The organism is Dietzia sp. Alg238-R159, from assembly GCF_900537145.1.
Taxonomy (GTDB): Bacteria; Actinomycetota; Actinomycetes; order Mycobacteriales; family Mycobacteriaceae; genus Dietzia; species Dietzia kunjamensis.
In genome coordinates this window covers 444611-462084 of the sequence record NZ_UNRI01000001.1, presented here as the reverse complement: position 1 = coordinate 462084, position 17474 = coordinate 444611, and the positions used below count along the sequence as shown (strand labels likewise).

The 17474-nt window shown below is 72.4% G+C and carries 14 protein-coding genes; 3 read left to right on the top strand and 11 right to left on the bottom strand.

Annotated elements, in window-relative coordinates; translation table 11 throughout:
* Positions 1–4 precede the first annotated feature (4 nt).
* Together folE and ftsH are read right to left on the bottom strand one after the other, a co-directional pair.
* Positions 5–628, bottom strand: a complete 624-nt coding sequence (folE, locus tag G6R20_RS02090; RefSeq protein WP_069389722.1) for a GTP cyclohydrolase I FolE — start codon at positions 626–628, stop codon at positions 5–7.
* A 34-nt stretch (positions 629–662) separates the two neighbouring features.
* On the bottom strand, positions 663–3194 hold the full coding sequence (ftsH, locus tag G6R20_RS02085; protein ID WP_163375450.1) for an ATP-dependent zinc metalloprotease FtsH: 2532 nt from the start codon (positions 3192–3194) through the stop codon (positions 663–665).
* 146 nt (positions 3195–3340) lie between these two features.
* Here ftsH and G6R20_RS02080 point away from each other — a divergent pair, with 146 nt between their 5' ends.
* A complete protein-coding gene (locus G6R20_RS02080; RefSeq protein ID WP_275898229.1) occupies positions 3341–4675 on the top strand; it encodes an amidase family protein in 1335 nt (444 codons plus the stop codon).
* Positions 4676–4713: 38 nt separating this feature from the next.
* Here G6R20_RS02080 and G6R20_RS02075 read toward each other — a convergent pair whose 3' ends face one another.
* The 6 genes from G6R20_RS02075 to dacB all read right to left on the bottom strand — a co-directional run bounded on the left by G6R20_RS02075 (position 4714) and on the right by dacB (position 10492).
* A complete protein-coding gene (locus tag G6R20_RS02075) occupies positions 4714–4950 on the bottom strand; it encodes a DUF1059 domain-containing protein (RefSeq protein WP_069389306.1) in 237 nt (78 codons plus the stop codon).
* 87 nt (positions 4951–5037) lie between these two features.
* A complete protein-coding gene (locus G6R20_RS02070) occupies positions 5038–5874 on the bottom strand; it encodes a sigma-70 family RNA polymerase sigma factor (RefSeq protein ID WP_119192895.1) in 837 nt (278 codons plus the stop codon).
* Between the two features lie 8 nt (positions 5875–5882).
* Positions 5883–7424, bottom strand: coding sequence for an acyl-CoA synthetase (locus tag G6R20_RS02065; protein WP_069389308.1), 1542 nt, complete (start codon positions 7422–7424; stop codon positions 5883–5885).
* A gap of 70 nt (positions 7425–7494) precedes the next feature.
* Complete coding sequence (gene hpt / locus G6R20_RS02060) at positions 7495–8052, bottom strand: hypoxanthine phosphoribosyltransferase (protein WP_067711558.1); 558 nt, start codon at positions 8050–8052, stop codon at positions 7495–7497.
* Entirely contained in the window at positions 8053–9024 is a 972-nt protein-coding gene (gene tilS, locus G6R20_RS02055; RefSeq protein ID WP_163375704.1) for a tRNA lysidine(34) synthetase TilS, read from the bottom strand.
* A gap of 73 nt (positions 9025–9097) precedes the next feature.
* Positions 9098–10492, bottom strand: coding sequence for a D-alanyl-D-alanine carboxypeptidase/D-alanyl-D-alanine-endopeptidase (gene dacB, locus G6R20_RS02050; protein WP_240341233.1), 1395 nt, complete (start codon positions 10490–10492; stop codon positions 9098–9100).
* 218 nt (positions 10493–10710) lie between these two features.
* Between dacB and G6R20_RS02045 the strand changes: the two genes are divergently transcribed.
* On the top strand, positions 10711–11223 hold the full coding sequence (locus G6R20_RS02045) for an inorganic diphosphatase (RefSeq protein WP_067711556.1): 513 nt from the start codon (positions 10711–10713) through the stop codon (positions 11221–11223).
* A gap of 207 nt (positions 11224–11430) precedes the next feature.
* On the opposite strand, the gene G6R20_RS02040 is transcribed toward G6R20_RS02045, so the two are convergent.
* The 3 genes from G6R20_RS02040 to G6R20_RS02030 all read right to left on the bottom strand — a co-directional run bounded on the left by G6R20_RS02040 (position 11431) and on the right by G6R20_RS02030 (position 13558).
* Positions 11431–12294, bottom strand: a complete 864-nt coding sequence (locus G6R20_RS02040; RefSeq protein WP_082923654.1) for a crotonase/enoyl-CoA hydratase family protein — start codon at positions 12292–12294, stop codon at positions 11431–11433.
* A 23-nt stretch (positions 12295–12317) separates the two neighbouring features.
* Positions 12318–12539, bottom strand: a complete 222-nt coding sequence (locus G6R20_RS02035) for a PspC domain-containing protein (RefSeq protein WP_067711554.1) — start codon at positions 12537–12539, stop codon at positions 12318–12320.
* 146 nt (positions 12540–12685) lie between these two features.
* Positions 12686–13558 (bottom strand): SDR family oxidoreductase, encoded by an 873-nt coding sequence (locus G6R20_RS02030; RefSeq protein ID WP_163375449.1) that lies wholly within the window; start codon positions 13556–13558, stop codon positions 12686–12688.
* Between the two features lie 67 nt (positions 13559–13625).
* On the opposite strand from G6R20_RS02030, the gene G6R20_RS02025 reads away from it, so the two are divergent.
* A complete protein-coding gene (locus G6R20_RS02025) occupies positions 13626–17474 on the top strand; it encodes a Pls/PosA family non-ribosomal peptide synthetase (RefSeq protein WP_163375448.1) in 3849 nt (1282 codons plus the stop codon).

Here is a 17474-nt window from a genome sequence, read left to right as displayed (position 1 = left end):
GCGCTCACGTCCCGCGCAGGAGGCCGAGCGCCTCCGCCCTGGTGGAAGCGTTGGTCCGCATGTTGCCGCGGACGGCCGAGGTGGTGGTGACCGCCCCCGCCTTCCGGATCCCCCGCATCGACATGCACAGGTGCTCGCACTCGATCACCACGAGCACGCCCGAGGGCGCGAGCCTGTCGACCAGCGCGTCGGCGACCTGACTGGTGAGCCGTTCCTGGACCTGGGGCCGCTTGGCGTAGAGATCCACCAGTCTGGCGAGCTTGCTCAGACCGGTGACCGCCCCGGACTGTCCCGGGATGTAGCCGATGTGGGCGACGCCGTGGAAGGGCACCAGGTGGTGTTCGCAGGTCGAGTAGATGGGAATGTCCCGCACCAACACGAGCTCGCGGTGGTCCTCGTCGAAGGTCCTGGACAGCACCTCCGACGGGTCTGTGTACAGCCCGGAGAAGACCTCGCGGTAGGCCCTGGCCACCCGCGCGGGTGTGTCCTGCAGCCCCTCGCGCTCCGGGTCCTCGCCCACGGCGATCAACAGCTCGCGGACCGCGGCCTCGGCGCGCTCGGCATCGAAGACCCGCCCCGTGGGGAGCGACCGGGCATCGGCGGCGGGTATGTGGTCAGGCGTCGTCATTCATTCCTCTTCTCGCACGGAGTCGACCGTGCGGTCAGTCCTCACGTTCCCACGGCGCACGCCAGTCGGCGTCCTTGTCCTCACGGCGGTGCGAACCGCGGTCCACGACGCCCGGGATCGACCCGCCGGACGCGTCGCCGTCACCGCCGTCGCCCACCGCCGACCACGCCCGGGTCGGGGCCTCGGACGGCCCCTCGCTCCGACCGGCCCGTTCCGGACCGTCAGCGCTCCCGGATCCGTCCGTGCCCCCGGTTCCGTTGGTGCTCCCGGAGCCGTCGTTCCTCTGCAGGCCCTCGGGCACGGCCGGCAGGCGGGTGGTCTCGGCCCCGCTCGGCCCCCGGTCACCGTGGTGCGCGGGCTGACGCGGGGGCCAGCCCGGCGCCGACCAGCCCGGGGGCGGCGGCGTGCCGTAGGCCGGGATACCGGTCGGACGTTGCCCGCCGCCGGCGGTCGCGCCGCGGCCCGAACCGCCACCGGGCATCCCCACAGGGGCGCCCACGCCGTTGCGGTCACCCCCGTGGTCGCCGGGGCCGTCCGCCTCGCCCGGATCACGGTCGTCCTCGGCGTCGCGGCCGGCCGGGAGGACCGGCATGGCGAACGGATCGGTCACCGGCGGGGGCCACGGCTCGCCACGCTCCCTGGCCAGTTCCCCCGGGGTCTTGATGGGCGGACGGGCCGACGGGATGCGTCCACCGAAGTCGTCGAACTCGGTGATCCGCGGCCGCTTGACCACGTCGGCGAACAGCCTCTCGAGGTCGTCCTGCCGCAGGGTCTCCTTCTCGAGGAGCTCGCCCGCGACCGCGTCGAGGATGTCGCGGTTGGACTCGAGGACCTGCCAGGCCTCGGTGTGGGCGGAGTCGATGATGCGGCGCACCTCGTCGTCGATGATCTTGGCGACCTCGGGCGAGTACTCCCCCGCCGCGGAACCGCCGCGGCCGAGGAACGGGTCCCCGCCCTCGCCGCCGTACTTCACCGCACCGAGCTTCGCGCTCATGCCGTACTCGGCGACCATCGTCCGCGCGATCCGGGTGGCCTGCTCGATATCCGAGCTGGCGCCCGAGGTGGGCTCGCCGAAGACGTACTCCTCGGCAGCGCGGCCACCCATCGCCATGACGACGCGGGCGATCATGTCCGCCCGGGTCATCAAGGACTTGTCGTCCTCGGGGACCACCAGTGCGTGACCACCGGTGCGCCCACGCGCGAGGATGGTGACCTTGTGGACGGGCTCGAGGTCCTCCATCGCCCACGCCGCCAGCGCGTGGCCGGACTCGTGGTACGCGGTGACCTTCTTCTCGTGCTCGCTGATCACACGGTGCTTGCGGCGGGGTCCGCCCACCACCCGGTCGGTGGCCTCCTCGAGGATGTCGATGTCGATCTCGTCGCGACCCAGCCGGGCCGCGAGCAGGGCGCCCTCGTTGAGCACGTTGGCCAGGTCCGCGCCCGACATCCCGATCGTGCGCCTGGCAAGCGAGGTCATGTTGACGTTCTCGGCCAGCGGCTTGCCCGCGGAGTGGACGGCGAGGATCGCCTCGCGACCCTTGAGGTCGGGATTGGTCACCGGGACCTGGCGGTCGAAACGCCCCGGCCGTAGCAACGCCGGGTCGAGGACGTCCGGACGGTTGGTCGCGGCGATCATGATGACGGTCTCGCGCTCGCTGAACCCGTCCATCTCGACCAGCAGCTGGTTGAGCGTCTGCTCACGCTCGTCGTGGCCGCCGCCGGTGCCCGAGCCACGGTGCCGACCCACCGCGTCGATCTCGTCGACGAACACGATGCAGGGCGCGTTCTGCTTGGCCTTCTCGAACAGGTCGCGCACCCGCGAGGCGCCGACACCGACGAACATCTCGACGAAATCCGAACCCGAGATCGAGTAGAACGGCACCCCGGCCTCACCCGCGACCGCGCGGGCCAGCAGGGTCTTGCCCGTTCCGGGCGGGCCGTAGAGCAGCACACCGCGCGGGATCTTGGCGCCGAGACGCTCGTAGCGCGCCGGGTTCTGGAGGAAGTCCTTGATCTCGTTGAGTTCCTCGACCGCCTCGTCCTCGCCCGCGACGTCGGTGAACGTGGTCTGGGGCATGTCCTTGGTGAACTCCACGGCGCGCGACTTGCCCACGCCGAACAGTCCGCCCTTGCCGCCCTGCATGCGGGACATGAAGTAGAACAGCAACCCGAACAGGATGAGCATCGGCAGCAGGAACGAGAGCATCTGCGACAGGAAACCCTGCTGGTTGACCGCGGTGTCGTACTTCTCCGGCTCCGCCGCGGCCACCCGGTCGAAGACCTGGTCCGCCGCCCGCTCCGGGTACTTGGCGAGGAGCTTGTCGGTCTCGTCCGCTCCGTCCTCCGGGGCGATCGGGGTCTCGAGCGTGAGCCGGAGCTGCTGCTCCCGGTCCTCGATCAGCGCCTCTTTCACGTTCCCCGCGTCGACCTGCGCCAACGCCACCGACGTGTCGACCTCGGCGTAGTCACGGTCATCTCCTGTGAAGAACGAGAAGCCGACGATCGCCAGGATGATCACGCCCGCGATCGCGACGTTGCGGAAGACGGTATTGCTCTTGCGTTCCATTCGGTCCTCGTGTGGAAGGACGGCCCAGCCGGTCGACGGGCCCGGTCGTGCATCCGACTTCGTCGGTATCGCCCCAGGCTACCCGCCGAGCGGGGCCTCCCACCGTGATGATCGCCATGGGCGGACACCGCCGGGGTCGTACGATCATGGCCGTGACCACCGACCCCCTCTCCGCCGCCGAGACCGCCGAGGCCGTACGCACCGGTGCCGTCGGCGCGCTGGCCACCCTCGACGCGGCTTTCGACCGGGTGGGCGACCTCGACCCCTCGCTGCACGCCTTCACCTCCCTGCTGCGGGCGGACGGCCGCGCGGCCGGGGCCGCCGTCGACGCCGCGAGCCCGGCCGACCGTGCGGCACTGCCCCTGGCCGGGGTATCGCTGGCCGTCAAGAGCACCGTCACCCTGGACAACCCGGTCGTCGCCCCCCTGCTGGCCGCGGGCGCGGTGCCGGTGGGCATCACCGCGGCGCCCCAGCTGTGCGCCTGGGGGATGACCGACTCCGACGCCCACGGGATCACCCGCAACCCGCGCGACCTCGCCCTGTCCGCCGGCGGGTCCTCCGGGGGGTCCGCGGCGGCGGTGGCCTCGGGCATGGTCCCGCTCGCGGTGGGCGACGACGGGATGGGGTCCCTGCGCATCCCCGCCGCGGCGTGCGGGATCGTCACCATCAAGCCGGGGCCCGGTGTCGTCCCCACCCGCCTGGCCGGCGACAACTGGGGCGGCCTGGCCGAATCCGGTCCGCTGGCCAGGACCGTCGGCGACGTCGCGCTGGCCCTGTCGGTGATGGCCGGTCGTCCGGAACTCGCGGACGTCGGACCCGTCCCCGGCGGGACGCGTATCGGCATGTCCGTGGCCAGCCCGATCCGGCTGGGCCGCGATCTGGTGCGCATCCACGCGCCCTGGACGCGCGCGGCCCGGGAGGCCGCGGAGGTGCTGCGGGGGGCCGACCTCGTCGTCGTCGACACCACCCTGCCCTCCCCCACCGACCCCGTGCTCTATCTTGCGCGCTGGACCACCGGCGTCGCACGGGCGGCGGAGGACGAGAACCTGCCCCTGTCCGCGATGGAGCGACGCACCCGGCACCACGCACTGCTCGGCCGGACGGTCTTCCGTCGCGGCGGCGCGGGAGACGGGGACACCCGCTGGAACCGTGGCGTGGAGACGCTCCGCGCGGAGGTCGAACGGGCGATGGACTCGGCGGGGATCGACGTGTGGCTCACCCCGTCGCTGGCGGACGTGCCACCCGAGGCGACCGACTGGCACCGACGCTCCTGGGGCCGATCATTGTGGGCGTCGATGAGGTTCTCCCCGTTCACCCCGCTGGCCAACGTGCTCGGTTGGCCCGCCGTGTCCGTCCCGTGCGGCACCACCCACACCCCCCTCGGCCGGGTCCTGCCCACCTCGGTCCAGCTCGTCGGGCGGCCCGGTTCGGAGGCGACGCTGCTCGCGCTGGCGGCGGTGATCGAGAGCGGCGGTCGCTGACACCGGCCGGCAGGGGCGGGTCGGCGGGCCGCGTGGCGTCAGTCCTCCGGCAGGTCGGCGAACCTCTTCTTGACGTCCCGGTACCACCCGAGTGACTGCCGCGGCCGCCGCCACCGGCTCTTCATGTCCTCGCGCGCCGGCACGTGGGCGTCGTCGCCGGCCCCGACGCGCTCCTTGAGGTGGGCGTCCTGGGCGTTGATCACGTCGTCCGCGGTGTCACCGCGGTGCGGCAGATCGCAGGGGCCACCCAGGTCCTTGCAGGTCATGGTCTTCATGGGGTCGATCCTCCCTGTCCGGGCGACACCGGAGCGCGTCGCCTCACCTTGATGACGAGCAGGCGGCCGGAAGTGTGACCGCCCCGCTCATCTCGGCTCGCCGTCGCTGCGGCGGCGGATCGCGGCGAGCACGTCCGGGTCCGCACGGAAGTCGATGCGGCTGACCACGCCGCCGGCGATCCGGAAGTCGAACGCCACCCGGGCCACGCCGCGATCGAACCACGCCGCGCCCGGCCGCCCGTGGACGAACACCGGCAACGCCGCGGCGGCGGCCCCGTCGAAGAACTCCGCCACCGCGTCGCGGCCCTCGATGCCGACCGGGGTACCGAGACTGACGGCGATCGGATCACCGACCACCACCACGTCCGGCGCGAGGAGACCGAGCAGCCGGGTGAACTCGCCGTTGCGCGCGGCGTCGAGGAAGGCGTCGACGACGACCCAGTCCGCCTTCCGGGCGCCGGGACCCGCTCCCGCGAGCTTCGCACGCGCCCTCGACGCCTGTTTGCGGGCCGCGGCCGGTGAGCAGTCCAGCACGTCGGCGATCGTGGCGAAGTCGACCGAGAACGAGTCGTGCAGCACGAACACCACCCGCTCGGCCGGGGCGAGTCGGTCGAGCACGACGTGCAGCGCCGCGCCCATGGAATCCGCGAGGAGCACCTCCTCGGACGGGCCCGGCTCCGGCGCCGGCCTGTCGACGGGCTCCGTCGGGGGCGGGACGACGGCCTTGAGCCGGTCCAGGCAGAGGCGGGTCACCACGGTGGTGAGCCAGGCCGGGAGTGAGTCGACCGCCCGCGTGTCGGCCCGCGCCAGCCGGAGCCACGCCTGCTGCACCACGTCCTCGGCCTCCGCCGGGTCGCCGAGCACGCGCGCGGCGATCCGGACGAGCCGGGGGCGTTCACTCTCGAATTCGGAGGTGCGGTCCATACCCCTCGCTAGGCGCTCGTGTACTGCTGCACGATCCGGCGCTTGACCAGCTTGCCGGTGGGGGTGCGGGGCAGTTCGTCCACGAAGTCCAGGCCCCGCGGGATCTTGAAGTCGGAGATCCTCCCGCGCAGGGCGCCGAGGATCTCGTCGGCGAGGCCGGGGTCGCCCGCACGGTCGGCGGCCGGTACCACCACGGCGTGCACCCTCTCGCCCATCTCCTCGTCCGGGATCCCGATCACGGCGACGTCCTCGACCGCCGGGTGCAGGACCAGGGCGTTCTCGATCTCCTGCGGGTAGATGTTCACCCCGCCCGAGATGATGGTGAACGCCTTGCGGTCGGTGAGGTAGAGGAAGCGGTCCTCGTCGAGGTAGCCCACGTCGCCGAAGGTGGACCAGTTGGGGTGCTCGGGGTGGAAGACGGACGCCGTCTTCTCCGGGTCACCGTGGTACGAGAAGGTGCCCTCGTCCTGCTGCCAGTAGATGGTGCCGATCTCGCCGGTGGGCACCTCGTTGCCCTCCTCGTCGCAGATGTGCGCGATGCCCTTGAGCCCGTCGCGACCCACCGAACCGGGGCGTTCGAGCGCCTCCTGCGAGTTGATGAACGTGATGCCCATGCCCTCGGTGGCCGAGTAGTACTCGTGGACCACCGGGCCCCACCACTCGATCATCCGTCGTTTGACCTCGGGCGGGCACGGCGCGGCGGCGTGGATCGCGTGGGTCATGCTGGACACGTCGTAGCGCGCCCGCGTCTCCTCCGGCAGCTTGAGCATGCGCACGAACATCGTCGGCACCCACTGCGAGTGCGTCACCCGGTACTCCTGGATGAGCCGCAGCGCCTCCTCCGCGTCGAAGCGGTCCATGAGGATCACGGTCCCGCCGACGGAGTTGACCACGCCGCAGAACCGCAGCGGGGCCGCGTGGTACAGCGGTGCCGGGCACAGGTAGACGCTGTCGGCGTCGAAGGCGTACAGGAAGCTGAACACCGGCGTGTAGCTGTCCGGCACCTCGTCGATCTGCCCTTCGGGCGGGTCGACGCGCACGCCCTTCGGCCGGCCGGTCGTGCCGGAGGAGTAGAGGAAGTCGTGGCCGCGGGGCTGGTCGGCGGGCGGCTCGGTCGACCTGCCCTCGAGCAGCGTCCGGTAGTCCTCGAACCCCTCCAGCGCGCCGCCGAACACCACGCGGTGCTCCACGCCCGGATGCGCCTCCGGGGAGACGTCGACGTGGTCGGCGACCGGGGCGGAGACGAACAGCGCCCGGGCCCCGCAGTCGCCGATGATGTACGACGACTCGTCCGCAGTGAGGTGGTGGTTGATGGCCGCGATGTACAGGCCGCAGCGCAGCGCCCCCCAGTAGATCTCCAGCATCTCCAGGGTGTTGTCCGAGACCACGGCGATCGTGTCGCCGGGACGCAGCCCCCAGTCGTCGGTCAGGAGATGCGCGAGCTGCGCGGAACGCGCCTCGAGCTGGGCGTACGTGATCTGCTCCCCCGTCGCCGGGCGGATGGCCGCGGGCTTGTCGGGAGTGGTGGCGGCGAAGGTTCCTGGAAACATGCTGCCAGACTAACCGCTGAACGTGATCTGGATCACGAATCAGACAGATACGTGTCCAGCAGTCGTCGCGTCAGGAGTACATGCGCGGGTGCAGCCTGCCGATGTACGGCAGATCGCGGTAGCGCTCGGCGAAGTCGAGGCCGTAGCCCACGACGAACTCGTTGGGGATGTCGAACCCGATCTCGAGGATGTCCAGGTCCGCCTTCACCGCGTCGGGCTTGCGCAGCAGGGTGACGATCTCCAGCGACCGCGGGTTGCGGGTGCGCAGGTTGCGCATGAGCCAGGACAGGGTCAGCCCGGAGTCGATGATGTCCTCGACGATGATCACGTCACGGTCGGCGATGTCGCGGTCGAGGTCCTTGAGGATCCGCACCACACCGGAGGAACTGGTGGAGGAGCCGTACGAGCTGACGGCCATGAACTCCATCTCGGACGGGATGGGCAGGGCCCGGGCGAAGTCGGAGACGAAGATCGCGGCGCCCTTGAGGACGGCGACCAGCACGACCTCCTTCTCGACGTCCGCGTAGCGCTCGCCGACGGTGGCGGCCATCTCGGCGATCCGCTCGCGGATCGACTCCTCGTCGAGCAGGACCGATTCGATCTCGTCCGCGTACTTGTCCGTGGTCATCTACGTCCCCGCTCCGCTCGCCCGGTCGTTCTCCAGGACCACCTTTCCACGTCGGCGCCGGGCGACCAACCTGGCCGAGGGCCCCGCCCCACCCGCGCCCGCGGGCCCGGTGCCACCGACCGCCACCCCGCCCTGCCCGCGCCAGTCGGTGACGAGCGCGGCCACCGCCGTCAGGTGCGCGTACGCGGGTGAGGTGACTCCCCGCGCCAGCAGCCAGCGGCGCAGGACCCGGGTCAGCACGGCCGTCGACAGGGGTTCCAGCCGGCTCACCTCCAGGGCGCCGTCGTCGCCGACGGGCACGGCCGCCGCGAGACGCTCCAGCTCGTCGTCGTCGACCCCCAGCAGTGACGCGGTGCGCGCCAACCCCTCCGCGACACCGCCACCCAGCACGTCCTCGAGCAGCGGCAGGACCTCGTGCCGCAGGCGCACCCGGGTGAACGCCGGGTCGGTGTTGTGCGGGTCCTCCCAGAACCCCAGGCCGAGGTCGCGGCACGCGGCGCGGGTGTCGGCGGCGCGGACCCCCAGCAGCGGGCGCCCCCACGGTGCGTCCCACGGCGCCATCCCGCGCAGCGAGCGGGCGCCGGAGCCGCGGCCCAGCCCCAGCAGGACGGTCTCGGCCTGGTCGTCGAGGGTGTGGGCGAGCAGCACGGGCCGTCCGCGGCGCGCGGTGTCGAGCGCGGTGTAGCGCGCCGCGCGGGCGGCGGCCTCGGGGCCGGAACCCCTCTGATCCACGACGACGACGAGGACCTCCGCCTCTGCGCCGAGCCCGCGGGCCGCGGCGGCCGCGTCCCGGGCCACCTGATCCGACCCCTCCTGCAGACCGTGGTCCACCACGAGGGCGGTCACGGCGACGAACTCGACGGCGGCCGCGGCGGTCAGCGCCAGCGAGTCCGCTCCCCCGGACAGTCCGACGCACACCTCGTCACCGAGCTCGGGGTGGGCGCGGCGGAACGCCCGCAGCGCCGCGCGCACGGTCCAGGCCGGGCCGGTCCAGGCCGGGCCGGGCCGGTCCCCACCGGTCCGGGCGGGGTGCCGGCGAGCGGGGTCAGCGGCAGCCACAGGCGCTGATCTCGGCGGCGATCCGGTCGAGGACCGGGCGCGCGACGGCGGGGTCGGTGCCGGAGGACAGCAGGGCGAAGCTCATGGTGCGGCCGTCGGTGCTGGTCACCGAGCCCGCCAGGGTGCTCGTCCCGGCGAGGGTGCCGGTCTTGGCGCGCACCCAGCCGGCGCCGGCGGCGGCGGGGCCGGTGAACCGGTCGACCAGCGTCCCCGACCCGGCGGCCACGGGCAGGGTGTCGAGCAGGTCGCGCATCTCGCGGGTCGCGTCGGGTGCGGAGGCGGTGCGCAGGACGTCGGTGAGCACGGCCGCCGAGATGCGGTTGCCGTTGCTCATGCCGGAGCAGTCGTCCAGGCGCACCCCGGACATGTCGAGGCCACGGTCGGTGAGCGTGTCGAGCACGGCGGCGGTCCCGGCGGCGAAGTCGACCGGATCGTCCGGGTCGCGGTCCAGCGCCACCTCGCGGCAGATCGCCTCGGCCAGCACGTTGTCGGAGTGCACGAGCATCGAGCGGAGGCGATCGGTGAGCTCCGCCGACGACACCCTGCCCAGCTCATCGGTCGTCTCCACCGGGTCGGAGGCGACCCGCACGCGCTCCGGGTCCACGCCCAGTTCGCGGGCCAGGGCCCTCCCGGCCGCGAGGGCGGGTTCGGTCGTGCGGGGCGAGTACTCGTCGGCCGGATCGAGGCGGCCGGAGTCGAGCATCCACGCCTCGATGGGCGCGATGTTGCCGGCCGGGATCTCCGACGGGGGCCAGCCGGGGCCCAGCCGCGGCCCGGTGTACGGGCCCGGGTCCACGACGATGCGCGCCGGGGCGAGCCCGGCGTCGCGGACGACGTCGGCGGCCTGTGTGAGCGTGGCCGCGCCGGGGAAGAGCGGACCGGGCTCGGCGCCGCCGGACATGGTGGGGTCGCCGCCGGGGACCACGACGAGCGTGTCCGGTTCGGCGCCGCGGGCGAGGACCGTGTCGACGCGGGTGTCGCCGGGCAGTCTGCTCAGCGCGGCGACCGCGGTGAGCAGCTTGGTCGTGGACGCGGGGACCTTGGCGTCGCGAGGGCGGCGCTCCCACAGGACCTGTCCGGTCGCGTCGTCGACCACGCTGGCGGTGAGGTCGCCGACCGCCGGGGACGCCGCGAGGGGGCCGAGGATCTCCTCGAGGGCGGCGGGGTCCGGCAGGGGCGCCGAGTCGTCCGCCGCGTGCAGTCCGGGGTTCAGCTCCGCCGTGGTCTGCGCGGGGGCGCCGACGACCGCGCGGACGTCGTCCTCCACGTCGGTGAACAGCGCCGCCGCGACGAGCCCGGCGACCAGGAGTACGACGACGACGAACACGACCCCCGCCCGCCACACGAGCCCACGCCCGCGCCACACTCCGCGCTCGGTCACTCGTGCCAACCCTCCCGGACGCTGTCGCCTCCACTGTCACCGCCACCGGTCGCCACCGGCGGCTGCCGACGCTACCCTCGCCTGCCGTGCGTCGGACCCACGCTAGCGGCCCGCGTGACGGCGGCCACCCCCGGCGCCGGGGCCGCCTACTAGAATCGGCCCGGATTGTCCGGGAGAGCCGACCCGGGTCCGGAGAATGACGATTTGTGAGGTAGCCCGTGACCGTCGAAGTGACCATCGAGATCCCCAAGGGTTCGCGTAACAAGTACGAGATCCACCACGAGACCGGCAAGATCTATCTCGACCGTTTCCTCTTCACCTCGATGGGCTACCCGGCCGACTACGGCTACATCGACAAGACCCTCGCCGACGACGGTGACCCCTGTGACGCCCTGGTCCTGCTCGACGAGTCCGTCTTCCCCGGCGTGATCGTCAAGTCGCGCGTCGTGGGCGTCTACACCATGTCCGACGAGGCCGGTGGCGACGACAAGCTGCTGTGCGTCCCCGCCCTGGATCCGCGCTGGGAGCACATCCAGGACGTCGACGATGTCCCGGACTTCGAGCTCAAGGCGATCGAGCACTTCTTCCTGCACTACAAGGACCTCGAGCCGGGCAAGCACGTCACCCCGGGCGAGTGGCGGGACAAGGCCCATGGCGAGAAGCTCATCGCCGAGGGCCTCGAGAACTTCACCGAGCACCCCGAGGAGAAGGCCGAGCCCTTCCGCGGCTGACGCCGTCTGGCCCGGCACCGGACGCGTGCCGGGCCGTGCCGGGCCGTGCCGTGCCGTGCCGTGCCGTGCCGTGCCGTGCCGTGCCGGGACGCCGAGAAGAGCATTTCGCTCGTGTCGCCCGAGTAGCGATGTGCGAAACACTCTTCTCGGCGGGGCTGGCTCCTCTGTGGGGCGCTCCTTTGTGGGGCGCTCCTCTGTGGGGCGCGGTCAGCGGCCGGTGTACCGCGCCTCGCGCTTCTCCAGCGTCGAGCCGATGGCCTCCATCATGTCCGCCGAGGCCAGGAAGCCGGCGTTCCACGTCGCGACGTAACGGTTGGACTCGTAGATCGGCCCCTCGATCGCCCGGTTGAGGACCTCGCGGGTACCGCGGACCACCAGTGGCGGGTTGTCCGCGATCTCGGCGGCCGTGGCGTGGGCCGAGTCCAGCACCCCGGCGGCGTCGTCGGCGACGTGCGTGACCAGGCCGTAGCGCAGCGCGGTCTCCGCGTCGATGTCGCGCCCGGTCAGCGCCAGCTCGCGGGTCAGCCCGGAGCCGATGATGTACGGCAGGCGCCCGAGCGAGCCCATGTCGGCGACGATGCCCACCTTGACCTCGCGGACCGAGTAGCTCGAGTCCGCCGAACCGTGGCGGACGTCGCAGGCCGAGATGAGGTCCATGCCGCCGCCGATGCAGCGGCCCTGGATCGCGGCGACGGTGGGCGTCCTGGCCGACGCGACGGCGTCGACGGCGCGGCGCATGTTCTCCACGAAGTCCAGGATGCGCTCGTTACGCGAGGCGTCCGGGGTCGTGTCCTCGGGCAGGAACTCCATGAACTGCGGCATCATCGCCATCAGGTCCAGGCCGTACGTGAAGTTGCGGCCCTCGCCGGCGAGCACGACGGCGCGGACCCCGGGGTCGGCGTCGAGCTCGGCCATCACGCGGGGCATCTCGGCCCAGAAGTCCGGGCCCATCGCGTTGTTGCGCCCCGGGCCGATCAGCGTCACCTGGGCGACGTGCGGGTGACGGGCACCCTTCTCGATACGGACGGAGGCGTACTCGCCGGGAGCGGCTGAGGTGTCTGGAGTGCTCATGGCCCCAGCCTGCCACGGGCCCCTCAGGCGCGGACTCGCGAGGCACGGGAATCGGGCATGACGAACCACAGGATCACGTAGATGAGCAGCTGCGGACCCGGCAGCAGGATCGAGGCAACGAACAGGAGGCGGACCAACGCCGGGTCCAGCCCGAAGTAGTCGGCGAGCCCACCGCACACGCCGCCGATCCAGCGGTCCTCCGACCGCATCAGTCGCTTGGGCCCGGAATCTGGGGAATAGGTCATGACGTCACACCTCGTCGTCGTCGGGAAAGGGGGATCGGGGACCTCTCCCCGGTGACCTCCACTCTCCTCCCCGAGCACCCGCTCCACATCGGGGAAAGACCCGATTCTGAGACCCTGATCCGGCGTCGGGGTGCGGTCCGCCCGGTTCAGGTGTGGAACTCGCCGCAGTCCACGGTCAGGGTCTGGCCCGTGACCGCCGAGGCGGCGTCGGAGAGCAGGAACAGCACCGGGTCGACGATCTCGCGCTCGGAGGGCAGGCGCCGCAGATCCATCTTCTCGGCGGTGTGGGCGTAGACGTCGTCGACCGTGCCGCCGTACTTGGTGGCCAGGTGCTCGAAGTACGCCTTGAGCGTCTCGCCGTAGATGTACCCGGGCGCCACGGTGTTGACGCGGATGCCCCGCGGGCCGAGCTCGGTGGCCAGGGAATGGCCCAGCGCGACGAGGGCGGTCTTGGCGATCTTGTAGCCCGCGTAGCGCTCGCGGGAGTGGTGGATCACCGCTGAGGCCATCATGACGACGGACGCGCTGGCGGGGGCCGCGCCTGTGGCGGAGTCGGCGGCGGCAGCGGAGCCGGCTGCGGTGCCGGTGGCGGGAGCGGTGCCGGTGGCAGGAGCGGCGCCGGCCTCGAGCAGCGGGGTGAACTCCTGCGTGGTGCGCAGGGCGCCGAGCACCGACAGGTCGATCCCGCGGGAGATCTGGTCGTGGTCTGTCTGCGCGAGCGGCTTCATGCTGGGCACCGCGAACGCGCTGTAGACCAGACCGTGCACCGCATCGGTGTGACCCTCCACCGTCTCCCGCAACGCTCGCACCGACTCCGGGTCGGTGGCGTCCACGGCCGCGGCGATCGCGCTTCCGCCAGCCGCACGGACCTCCTCGGCGATCTCGACGACCCGCGACTCCGTGCGGGCGGCGACGACCACCGTCGCCCCCTGTGCGGCGGCCTGCAGGGCGAGCGTGCGGCCGAATCCCGGACCCGCTCCCACGATCACGATGGTCTTGTTGCTGAGGTTCTCTGTCATCCGCCTCACTTAACCAGCCCCGGGTGACCGCGGCGGGCAGTTCACCTACGCGGGATACGATCCGAGGGTGGCCACCATTCCCGAGCAGTATCTTCGCAGCTCACACGCCGCGGAACCCCGGACACTCCTCGACGTGTTCGACGCCGCGGCGACCCGCCACCCGGACGCGCCGTGCATCGACGACGGCACCCGCGTCCTGAGCTACGACGAGGTGGCGCGGACGATCCACACCTCCGCCCGGTGGATGCACGACCAGGGCGTCGTCGCCGGCGACCGGGTCGGCATCCACATGCCCACGGGCTCCGCGGACCTCTACCTGGCCATCCTCAGCACCCTCGCCGCCGGCGCGGCGTACGTTCCCGTCGACGTGGACGACCCCGCCGAGCGCGCCGAGTTGGTGTTCGGTCAGGCGCAGGTCGCGGCCGTCTACGCCGCCGACGGGATGCTCGTCACCGACCCCGACCGATCCGCCGACCCCACGCGGCACCGCGGCCCGACGGTCGACGACGACTGCTGGATCATCTTCACCTCCGGCACCACCGGCCTGCCCAAGGGTGTGGCCGTGACGCATCGCAGCGCCGCGGCGTTCGTCGACGCCGAGTCCCGGCTCTTTCTGCAGGGCGCGCCGCTGGGCCCCGGCGACCGCGTGTTGGCGGGATTGTCCGTGGCGTTCGACGCCTCCTGCGAGGAGATGTGGCTGGCCTGGGCCCACGGGGCATGCCTGGTGCCCGCGCCGCGGTCGGTGGTCAAGTCCGGCCTCGACCTGGGCCCGTGGCTGCGGGACCGCCGGATCACCGTCATCTCCACGGTGCCGACCCTGGCCTCGATGTGGCCCGATTCGATGCTCCGCGACATCCGGATGGTGATCCTCGGCGGCGAGGCGTGCCCGCCCGAGCTGGCCGAACGCCTGGTCGGCGAGGGGCGCGAGGTGTGGAACACCTACGGCCCCACCGAGGCGACCGTCGTCGCCTGCGCCGCCCCGCTCGACGGCCGCGGTGAGGTGTCGATCGGGCTGCCGTTGGACGGATGGGACCTCGCGGTGGTCGATGCCGCGGGCCATCCGGTGGGCTACGGGGAATCCGGGGAACTCGTGATCGGCGGCGTCGGCCTGGCGCGATACCTGGACCCCGAGAAGGACGCCGAGAAGTACGCGCCGATGGAGACACTCGGATGGGACCGGGCCTACCGCTCCGGCGACGTGGTCCGGCTCGAGGCCGACGGCCTCTACTTCAACGGCCGGGTCGACGACCAGGTCAAGATCGGCGGCCGTCGGCTCGAGCTGGGCGAGGTCGACACCGCCGTGTCCGCCCTGCCCGGGGTGAGCGCCGGCGCCGCCGCCGTGAAGAAGACCGACGCGGGCCAGCCCGTGCTCGTGGCGTACCTCGTGGCCGAGCAGCCCGACCAGTTCGACCTGCCCGGCGCGGCCGGCCTCCTGCGCGAGCACCTGCCCGCCGGCGTGGTCCCGCGCCTGGCCCTGGTCGACGAGCTGCCGACCCGCACCTCCGGCAAGGTCGACCGCGCCGCCCTGCCGTGGCCGCTGGCCCAGACGTCGGCCGCCGAGTCGGAACTCGACGGCATCGAGGCGTGGGTCGCCGAACTGTGGTCGGCCGCCCTCGGGGCCGACGTCTCCGGGGTCGACGAGGACTTCTTCGCCCTCGGGGGCGGTTCGCTCGCCGCCGCGCACGTGGTGGCCCGCGTCCGGGAACGCTTCCCCGCGGTGACCGTCGGCGACATCTACGACCGCTCGCGCCTGGGCGACTTCGCCGGGTACCTCGACGAACTCGAACCGGAAGCCGAGGTCGAACCGCGGTACGTCCGACCCGTCGGCCGCGGCGCGCAGCTCCTGCAGGTGCTCGCCACGATCCCGCTGCTCACCATGACCGGCCTGCAGTGGCTCACCTGGGTGGGTATCGCCAACAACGTCGCCGTCGGCCTCGGGCTGCCCTGGGCGCGGCCGGTGTCGTGGTGGGTGCTCGGGATCATGGTGGTTCTGCTCCTGCTGCCCGCCGGCCGCATGCTGGTCACCGCCGTCCTGTGCCGGGTGCTCACCGCCGGCGTGGCCCCGGGGACGTACCCGCGGGCGGGGTCGGTGCACCTGCGGATCTGGGCCGCCGAGCGGTTGGTCGAGGTCTCCGGGGCCGCCAATCTCGAGGGCGCCGGGTGGCTCACCCCCTTCGCGCGGTTGCTGGGGGCGCAGATCGGCCACGGTGTGGACATGCACACCCTCCCGCCGGTCACCGGCCTGCTCCGGGTGGGCGACGGGGCCTCGATCGAACCCGAGGTGGACCTGGCCGGGTACTGGATCGACGGCGACCTCGTGCACGTGGGCTCCGTGGAGATCGGCGAGAACGCGGTGGTGGGCGCCCGGTCCACCCTGCTGCCCGGCGCGGTGGTGGGCCGCGGGGCCCACGTGGAGATCGGGTCCGCAGTGGTCGGCACGGTCAAGGCCGGTAAGCGCTACGCCGGCTCCCCCGCGCTCAAGCGCGGCAAGCGTGGGTCGAGTTGGCCGGCCGAGCCCGCGCCCCACAACCGGTTCTGGAGCCTGGTCTACCAGTTCTCCGCCGTCGCGCTCGGTGCGATGCCGCTGGCGGCCCTGTTCGCGGGCCTCGCGCTGGTGGCCTGGGGAGCCCGCGGCGCGGGCGGCCCGGGCGAGATGGCCCTGCTCGCCGCTCTGTGGTCGGTCCCCGCCACCCTCCTCGCGCTCGCACTCTTCGCCGTGGCCACCCTCGGGGCGGTCCGGCTGCTGTCGATCGGCCTGGACCCGGGCTTCCACCCGGTCCACTCGCGGATCGCCTGGCAGGCCTGGTGCAGCGAGCGCCTCATGGACGCCGCCCGGAACTGGCTCTACCCGCTCTACGCGTCCATGCTCACCCCGGTATGGTTGCGCCTGCTGGGAGCCAGGATCGGCAAGGACGTCGAGGCCTCGACCGTGCTGCTCATCCCCGCGCTCACCACCGTCCGCGACGGGGCGTTCCTCGCCGACGACACCATGGTCGCACCGTACGAACTGGGCTCCGGATGGATGCGTCTGGAGCACGCCCAGGTCGGCAAGCGCGCCTTCCTCGGCAACTCCGGGATCGCCTCCGCCGGGCGGAAGGTGCCCGCGCGCGGCCTGGTCGCCGTGCTCTCGTCCGCCCCGCAGAAGGCCAAGAAGGGCACCTCGTGGCTGGGGTCGCCGCCGCAGAAACTCCCTCGCGCCGTCGCCGACACCGACGACGTCCGCACCTACCAGCCGCCGCGACGCCTCAAGGTCGCCCGGGCGGCGTGGGAGACCCTGCGACTGGTCCCCGTCTGGATGTCGTTCCTGCTGCTGGTGAGCGTCCTGGTGGTGATGCAGGAGATCCACCTGGAGTGGGGCTTCGGCGTGGCGGCACTGACCTCCGGGCTGACGCTCGCCTACGCGGGTCTGGTCGCCCTGGTGGTCGCCGCGCTGGCCAAGTGGATCCTCGTGGGCCGGATCCGCGCGGGCGAGCAGCCGCTGTGGTCGTCGTTCGTGTGGCGCAACGAGGTCGCCGACTCGTTCATCGAGTTGCTCGCCGCGCCGTGGATGGCCCGGCCCGCGTCGGGCACCCCGGTGATGAACGCGATGCTGCGCCTGCTGGGCTCACGGATCGGCCGAGGCGTGTGGTGCGAGTCGTACTGGCTGCCCGAGGCGGACCTGATCTCCCTCGGGGACGGCGCCACCATCAACCGCGGGTGCGTGGTCCAGACCCACCTGTTCCACGACCGCATCATGCAGATCGACCGGGTGACGATCGAGGCCGGCGCCACGCTGGGGTGCCACTGCGTCGCGCTGCCGGCGTCGTCGATCGGTGACGGCTCGACCGTCGGCCCGGCCTCGCTGGTGATGCGCGGCGACCGCATCCCGCCCGGCACCCGCTGGCAGGGCAATCCGATCGCACCCTGGCGAGGGTGA